General features: G+C 30.1%; 6 protein-coding genes. 5 read left to right on the plus strand and 1 reads right to left on the minus strand.

Translation table 11 applies throughout. The features are described 5' to 3' along the window. The first annotated feature begins 213 nt into the window (after positions 1–213). From RWY47_RS04610 to RWY47_RS04630, 5 genes are all read left to right on the plus strand, one after another. Positions 214–1,518 carry a Na+/H+ antiporter family protein gene (locus tag RWY47_RS04610; protein WP_150887369.1) on the plus strand — a complete coding sequence of 435 codons (1,305 nt, stop codon included), beginning with the start codon at positions 214–216 and terminating at the stop codon, positions 1,516–1,518. Positions 1,519–1,811: 293 nt separating this feature from the next. Continuing rightward, on the plus strand, positions 1,812–3,734 hold the full coding sequence (locus RWY47_RS04615; protein ID WP_021431084.1) for an OPT family oligopeptide transporter: 1,923 nt from the start codon (positions 1,812–1,814) through the stop codon (positions 3,732–3,734). Next, a complete protein-coding gene (locus RWY47_RS04620) occupies positions 3,724–4,068 on the plus strand; it encodes a PqqD family protein (protein WP_021431083.1) in 345 nt (114 codons plus the stop codon). The genes RWY47_RS04615 and RWY47_RS04620 overlap by 11 nt, the downstream gene beginning before the upstream one ends. A gap of 172 nt (positions 4,069–4,240) precedes the next feature. Next, positions 4,241–6,166 carry an OPT family oligopeptide transporter gene (locus tag RWY47_RS04625; RefSeq protein ID WP_224170197.1) on the plus strand — a complete coding sequence of 642 codons (1,926 nt, stop codon included), beginning with the start codon at positions 4,241–4,243 and terminating at the stop codon, positions 6,164–6,166. Then, positions 6,156–6,500: a PqqD family peptide modification chaperone gene (locus RWY47_RS04630; RefSeq protein ID WP_150842995.1), complete on the plus strand. Its 345-nt coding sequence runs from the start codon at positions 6,156–6,158 to the stop codon at positions 6,498–6,500. The genes RWY47_RS04625 and RWY47_RS04630 overlap by 11 nt, the downstream gene beginning before the upstream one ends. Before the next feature lie 49 nt (positions 6,501–6,549). Here the strand turns inward: RWY47_RS04630 and RWY47_RS04635 are convergent, their stop codons facing one another. Next, positions 6,550–7,155, minus strand: a complete 606-nt coding sequence (locus RWY47_RS04635) for a superoxide dismutase (RefSeq protein ID WP_021433332.1) — start codon at positions 7,153–7,155, stop codon at positions 6,550–6,552. Between the last annotated feature and the right edge of the window lie 7 nt (positions 7,156–7,162).

Raw genomic sequence — 7,162 nt, forward strand, 5'->3', positions numbered from 1 at the left:
ATTATAGATTGTCTAAAAAAAATTCTCTCATATGAGAGAATTTTTTTTGTCAATAATTAAAATAATTTTAAAATATATGTAATCTTAAGAAATTTTTTTGTTTATAAAAACTTAACAAAAACATAACAAATTAGCATATAATTATTTCAAAGGTTAAATTCTGAAAAATTTTAATATATAAAAGATTTTAACTTAATAAAGGGGGATTTTTATATGGAGTTTTTTAATCCAGTAGTAATTTCTATTGCTGTGATGATTGTACTTTGTTTGTTTAAGTTTAATGTTTTTTTATCAATTATTGTAGCAGCCATAGTTGCTGGGATTTTTTCTGGGATGTCTTTAAGTGACACTATGACTACTTTAGTAGGTGGAATGGGTGGAAATGCAGAAACTGCCTTAAGTTACATATTACTAGGAGCTTTGGCTGTAGCTGTAAGCAAAACAGGACTAGCATCAATTCTAGCAAAAAAAATATCTCAGGTAGTTAAGGACAAAAAAATTACACTAATCTTATTAATAGCATTCATATCATGTTTTTCTCAAAATCTTATTCCAGTTCATATAGCATTTATACCAATATTAATACCATCATTATTATCACTTATGAATAAATTAAAAATTGATAGAAGGGCAGTTGCATGTGCACTAACATTTGGTCTTAAAACACCGTACATTGCAATACCAGTTGGATTTGGATTGATTTTCCAAAACATTATAAGAGATCAAATGATAGCCAATGGAATAGATACAACTACTAATATGGTTACAGGCGTAATGTGGATACCTGCAATTGGTATGATTTTAGGTTTGCTAGTAGCTGTATTTATAACATATAGAAAACCTAGAGATTATAAAGATGTGAAAATAGAAGGGTTAGAAGAAAATCAAATTGACGAGAAAATGACAACTAAACACTGGTGTGCACTTTTAGGAGCTATAACTGCATTTGTAGTTCAAATTCTAACTGGATCACTACCACTTGGAGGGTTATGCGCTATAATAGTATTATTTGTTACTAAAGCTATTAAATTTAGTGAAATAGATGAGTTAGTTGATGGCGGAATAAAAATGATGGGACTTATAGCATTTATAATGCTTGTAGCAGCAGGGTATGCAAGTGTTCTTAGAGAAACAGGGCAAGTGGAGACGTTAGTAGCATCTGTGTCTGGAATAGTTGGAAATAGCAAGTTCATAGGAGCTTTAATTATGCTTTTAGTAGGACTATTAGTAACTATGGGAATAGGAAGTTCATTTGGAACTTTACCGATAATAGCAGCTATTTATTGTCCATTAGGTCTTAGTTTAGGATTTAGTATTCCAGCTATAATTTTATTAATAGGAGTTGCTGGAGCTTTGGGAGATGCAGGATCGCCAGCATCAGACAGTACACTAGGACCTACAGCAGGTCTTAATGTAGATAAACAGCATGATCACATTTGGGATACTTGTGTTCCTACATTTTTGCATTATAATATACCACTATTGATATTTGGATTAATAGGAGCAATGATATTATAATTTATAAAAACTAGTCATATGACTAGTTTTTTTTATGTAAATTTAAGAATTATACAAATAATGTATAAAATAGCAATTAAAGTGCAAATTATTATATAAATAATAATTTAAATTTAATAGTAAAAGATGATCATATTATAAAACAAAATTTCGTTTGATTTTATTGAAGTTTCGCAATTTAAAGATATGTTAAAAAAATTTAACAAAAAATACTATTAAAAATTTAAAAAATTGAGCGAATTTTGTAAAAATATGATATAATCGATTTAGTTAAAAAAAGGAAGGTGAAATAAATGAGCAAAAAACTGTCTAAAGAAGCATATGGCGGGATACATGGAAAAGACTATGTACCTTACATAACAGACAAATCAAAAACAGGTGCAAACGTTGCTGTATTAATTATAGGTATTCTTTTAGCAACTATATTCGCAGCATCTACAGCATATTCAGGTATGAAGGCAGGACTTACAGTTGCAGCTGGTATACCGGGGTCTATAATAGGATCAGCATTTATTGCAGCATTTGCTAGTGGAAAAGGTATTCTAGGAAAAAACATAGTACAAGGTATGGCAAGTGGTGGGGAATCAGTTGCTAGTGGTATGATTTTCGTTTTACCAGCTATATTACTAATAGGTAGCCAAGTTAGCTTCCTAGAAGGTTTAGCAGTGGGAGTAGGTGGAGTTCTATTTGGTATAGGAGTTTCATCACTTGTTTATAACTATTTAATAATAGAAGAACATGGAAAACTTATGTACCCAGAATCAATGGCTATATGCGAAACACTTGTAGCATCAGATGCAGGTGGAGATTCAATGAAGTACATGGGAATTGGATTTGGAATAAGTGGTATTATAACAGTATTAACAGGGTCATTCTTAAATGTAACAAATAATGTAATAAGCTTTATAGGAAACAAATTCTATAAATATAAGTTTGAAGTTGAAGTTAACCCATTACTTTTAGGTATAGGGTTTATAGTAGGACTTGAAGTATCTTTAACAATGTTTGCTGGTTCTATATTAGCAAACTTTGGTATAACACCATTAATATCTTACTTTACTGAAATGGCAGGAGAAGGGGCTAATGTTTGGAATAACTCTTCAATGGCTATAAGTCAAATGGGAGTAAATGATATAGGTGGTAACTATGTAAAATACATAGGAGCAGGTATGATGCTTTGTGGAGGTATAATAGGAGCAGTAAAACTTATACCAACTATAATAGCATCAGTTAAAGAAACTATGAAAGCTAAATCATCTAATGATGGAGAAGGAAGTTCAGCTCTTCAAACTATAATATTATTAGGTGGAATAGTAATAGCATTTGTAGCAGGATTCCTTATATCTGGAAGTATAACAATGGCAATAGTTGGAGCTATAGCATCAGTATTATTAGCTGGATTATTCGTTATAGTTGCAGGTCGTTTAACAGGAACAATAGGAACATCAAACTTACCAGTATCTGGTATGACAATAGCATCTTTAGTTATATTAACTTTAGTGTTTGTTATAATGGGATGGAAAGGCCAAGCAGATAATAAATCATTATTATTATTTGGTACATTTATAGTAGTTGCTATAGCTATAGCTGGTGGATATAACCAATCTCAAAAAGTTACTTACATCATAGGTGGAAGCAAGAGTGAAATGCAAAAATACTTTACAATAGCTGGTATAGTAGGTGTAATAGTTGTTGTTGGAACAATATTATTACTTTCAAACCAACTTACAATAACAGGAGATAATCCTCCATTTGCATTACCTCAAGCAAACTTAATGTCAACACTTACTTCAGGAATAATGTCAGGTCAATTACCTTGGGTTATGATAATAGTTGGAGTATTTATGGCAATAGTTTTATACTTCTTAGGATTACCAATAATGACAGTTGCAATAGGATTCTACTTACCAATAGCAACAACTTCTATAATATTAGTAGGAGCATTAATCCGTGTATTCGTTGAAAAAACTTCTAAATCTGAACAAGAAAAAGAAGGTAAAGTTTCAAATGGTATAAGTTTATCATCAGGACTTGTAGCAGGAGGATCTATAATAGGATTAATAGGTATAATATTACAAGTAACAGGTGTTATAAAGAGTGCAGGTCCAAGTGGATTTGCAGCTGGAAACATGATGGCAATAATATTACTAGTAGTATTAGTAGTATGTACTGCATTGCCGATTGTATCATCTAAGGTTAAGAATAATGAAAAATAATGAAGATGTTTTAAATTTAGTCTTTAAAAAAAATGAAAATATAGAGTACAAAGTAAATGATAGTGGCATAGTGATTATACAAGAAAAACAAGATCATAAGATTCAAAGAGTTTTTAGAAAATTAAGATTTAAAATTCCTATGTATAAAAATATAGAACTTGATGAATATGGTAGTTTTATATTCTTGCAAGTTGATGGAAATAAAAATGTTAAAGAATTAGGTGAGATTTTAGAGTCAAAATATGGAGAAGAATCACATCCTCTTTATGAACGACTACTTTTATTTCTAAATCACATTGAAGTAAATTGTCATTACATTGAAAAAGTACAATAAATAAGTAATAGAGTTAACTAAATAGTTAACTCTATTTTTTTGCAAAAAACAGAAAAATCTAAAAAAAATGTCGAATTTGAATAGTTTTAATAAAGTTAAAATTCTAAAAAAGTTAGATTTCAAAATATTGTGGTATAATGATTTTAATCAAACAAAAGGATGGTGAAATTTAATGAGTAAAAAATTACCTAAAGAGGCTTACGGGGGCGTATCAGGTAAAGATTATGTACCCTATGTAACAGACAAGTCTAAAACAGGTGCAAATATGGCAGTACTTATAATTGGTATTGTTTTAGCCGTAGTTTTTGCAGCGTCTACAGCATACTCAGGTATGAAAGCAGGACTTACAGTTGCAGCTGGTATACCTGGATCTATAATAGGGTCAGCATTTATAGCAGCTTTCGCTAAAGGAAAAGGTATTCTAGGAAAGAATATAGTACAAGGTATGGCAAGTGGTGGAGAATCAGTTGCTAGTGGTATGATATTTGTACTACCTGCTATTTTATTAATAGGTAGCCAAGTGACATTTTTAGAAGGATTTGTTGTAGGAGTAGGTGGAGTTCTATTTGGTATAGGAGTTTCATCACTTGTTTACAATTATTTAATAATTGAAGAACATGGAAAGCTTATGTATCCAGAATCAATGGCTATATGCGAGACACTTGTAGCATCAGATGCAGGTGGAGACTCAATGAAATACATGGGAATTGGATTTGGAATAAGTGGTATTATAACAGTATTAACAGGATCATTCTTAAATGTAGCTAACAATGTAATAAGTTTTATAGGTGATAAGTTTTATAAGTGTAAATTTGAAGTAGAGGTTAACCCACTACTTTTAGGTATAGGATTTATAGTAGGTCTTGAAGTTGCATTAACTATGTTTGCAGGATCTTTATTATCTCACTTTGGAATAATGCCTTTAATAGGATACTTCACTGATTTAGCAGGAGAAGGAGCTAAAGTATGGAACGATCCTTCAATGCCTATAAATCAAATGGGTGTAAATGATATAGCTGGTAACTATGTAAAATACATAGGAGCTGGTATGATGCTTTGCGGAGGTATAATAGGAGCAATAAAACTTATACCAACTATAATAGCATCTGTTAAAGAAACAATGAATGCTAAATCTTCATCAGCTGATGGAGAAGGAAGTACTACTCTTCAAACAATGATATTATTAGGTGGAATAGTAGTTGCAGTTATAGGGGCATTTTTAATTTCAGGAAGCGTAGTAATGGCAATTGTTGGAGCAATAGTTTCAATAGTTTTAGCTGCATTATTTGTTATAGTTGCAGGACGTTTAACAGGAACAATAGGAACATCAAACTTACCAGTATCTGGTATGACAATAGCATCTTTAGTTATAGCAACATTAGTATTCGTTATAATGGGATGGAGTGGACAAGCAGATAATAAATCATTATTATTATTTGGTACATTTATAGTTGTGTCTATATCAGTAGCTGGAGGATATAACCAATCTCAAAAAGTTACTTACATAATAGGTGGTAATAAAAGTGAAATGCAAAAATATTTTGCAATAGCAGGTATAGTAGGTGTAATAGTTGTTGTTGGTACAACAATATTACTTTCTAACCAACTTGTAGTTACAGGGGATAATCCTCCATTTGCATTACCTCAAGCAAACTTAATATCAACACTTACATCAGGAATAATGTCAGGGCAATTACCTTGGGTTATGATAATTGTTGGAGTGTTTATGGCAATAGTTTTATATTTCTTAGATTTACCAATAATGACAGTTGCAATAGGATTCTACTTACCAATAGCAACAACTTCTATAATATTAATAGGAGCTTTAATCCGTGTATTTGTTGAAAAAACTTCTAAATCTGAACAAGAAAAAGAAGGTAAAGTTTCAAATGGTATAAGTTTATCATCAGGACTTGTAGCAGGAGGATCTATAATAGGTCTAATAGGTATAATACTACAAGTATCAGGTGTTATAAAGAGTGCAGGACCAAGTGGATTTGCATCTGGAAATATGATGGCAATAATACTTTTAATAGTATTAGTAGGACTTACTGCATGGCCAATAATAACATCTAAGGTAAAAAATAATGAAAAATAATGAAGAAGTTTTAAATTTAGTTTTTAAAAAAAGTGAGAATATTGAATATGAAGTAAGTTCTGATGGTATAGTTACTATACTTGAAAAACAAGATCATAAGGTTCAAAACTTTTTTAGAAAGTTAAAATTTAAAATTCCTATGTATAAAAAGATGGAATTAGATGAATATGGCAGTTTTATATTTTTACAAATTGATGATGTAAAAAATGTAAAAGAATTAGGAATAAAATTAGAAGAAAAATATGGAGAAGAATCACACCCTCTATATGAAAGATTGCTTTTATTTTTAAATCACATTGATGTTAACTGTCATTACATTGAAAAAATTGATTAAAAAGAAGAGGATATCTTAATATTTACTATTAAGATATCCTCTTTTTATATTATGAATTGTAAAGATTTGAAACTTTTTTCCAATCTATTATATTCCATATGTTATTTACATAGTCAGCTCTAAGATTTTGATATTTTAGATAATAAGCATGCTCCCAAACATCAATTGTAAGTATAGGGACTAAACCATCTTGAAGGTTTGTGTCTTGGTTTGATGTAGATTTTATAAATAAATTTTTATTTCTATCCATAAGTAAAGACGCATAACCTGATCCAAATTGTGCTATAGCTTTTTTACTTAATTCATCCTTTAAATTGTCAACATTTCCAAAAGTTTGGTTTATTTTTTCTAGTAAGTTACCTTCTGGAACTAGAGAAGCTTTGGGAGATAGAATTGAAAAATATAAGTTGTGATTATAAACCCCACCACCTTGGTTTATAACTCCTTGTCTAATTTCTTCTGGTAAGTCAGACACATTTTTTAGCAATTCCTCTAAACTTTTTCCATCAAAAATATCTTCATAGCCTTTTAAAAGATTATTTAAATTATTTACATAAGTTTGTAGATGTTTACCATAGTGTATTTCTACAGTTTTAGCATCTATATATGGTTCTAATTCATTAAATTTATATCCTAACTCTATTTTATCATACATTTAAAAC

Source organism: Paraclostridium sp. MRS3W1 (assembly GCF_032465715.1).
GTDB lineage: Bacteria > Bacillota > Clostridia > Peptostreptococcales > Peptostreptococcaceae > Paraclostridium > Paraclostridium dentum.

What these genes read in the sequence shown, in the direction of transcription:
- RWY47_RS04610 (WP_150887369.1), top strand. Translation starts at nt 214, where the DNA reads ATGGAGTTTTTTAATCCAGTAGTAATTTCTATTGCTGTGATGATTGTA.
- RWY47_RS04615 (WP_021431084.1), top strand. Translation starts at nt 1,812, where the DNA reads ATGAGCAAAAAACTGTCTAAAGAAGCATATGGCGGGATACATGGAAAA.
- RWY47_RS04620 (WP_021431083.1), top strand. Translation starts at nt 3,724, where the DNA reads ATGAAAAATAATGAAGATGTTTTAAATTTAGTCTTTAAAAAAAATGAA.
- RWY47_RS04625 (WP_224170197.1), top strand. Translation starts at nt 4,241, where the DNA reads ATGAGTAAAAAATTACCTAAAGAGGCTTACGGGGGCGTATCAGGTAAA.
- RWY47_RS04630 (WP_150842995.1), top strand. Translation starts at nt 6,156, where the DNA reads ATGAAAAATAATGAAGAAGTTTTAAATTTAGTTTTTAAAAAAAGTGAG.
- RWY47_RS04635 (WP_021433332.1), bottom strand. Translation starts at nt 7,155, where the DNA reads ATGTATGATAAAATAGAGTTAGGATATAAATTTAATGAATTAGAACCA.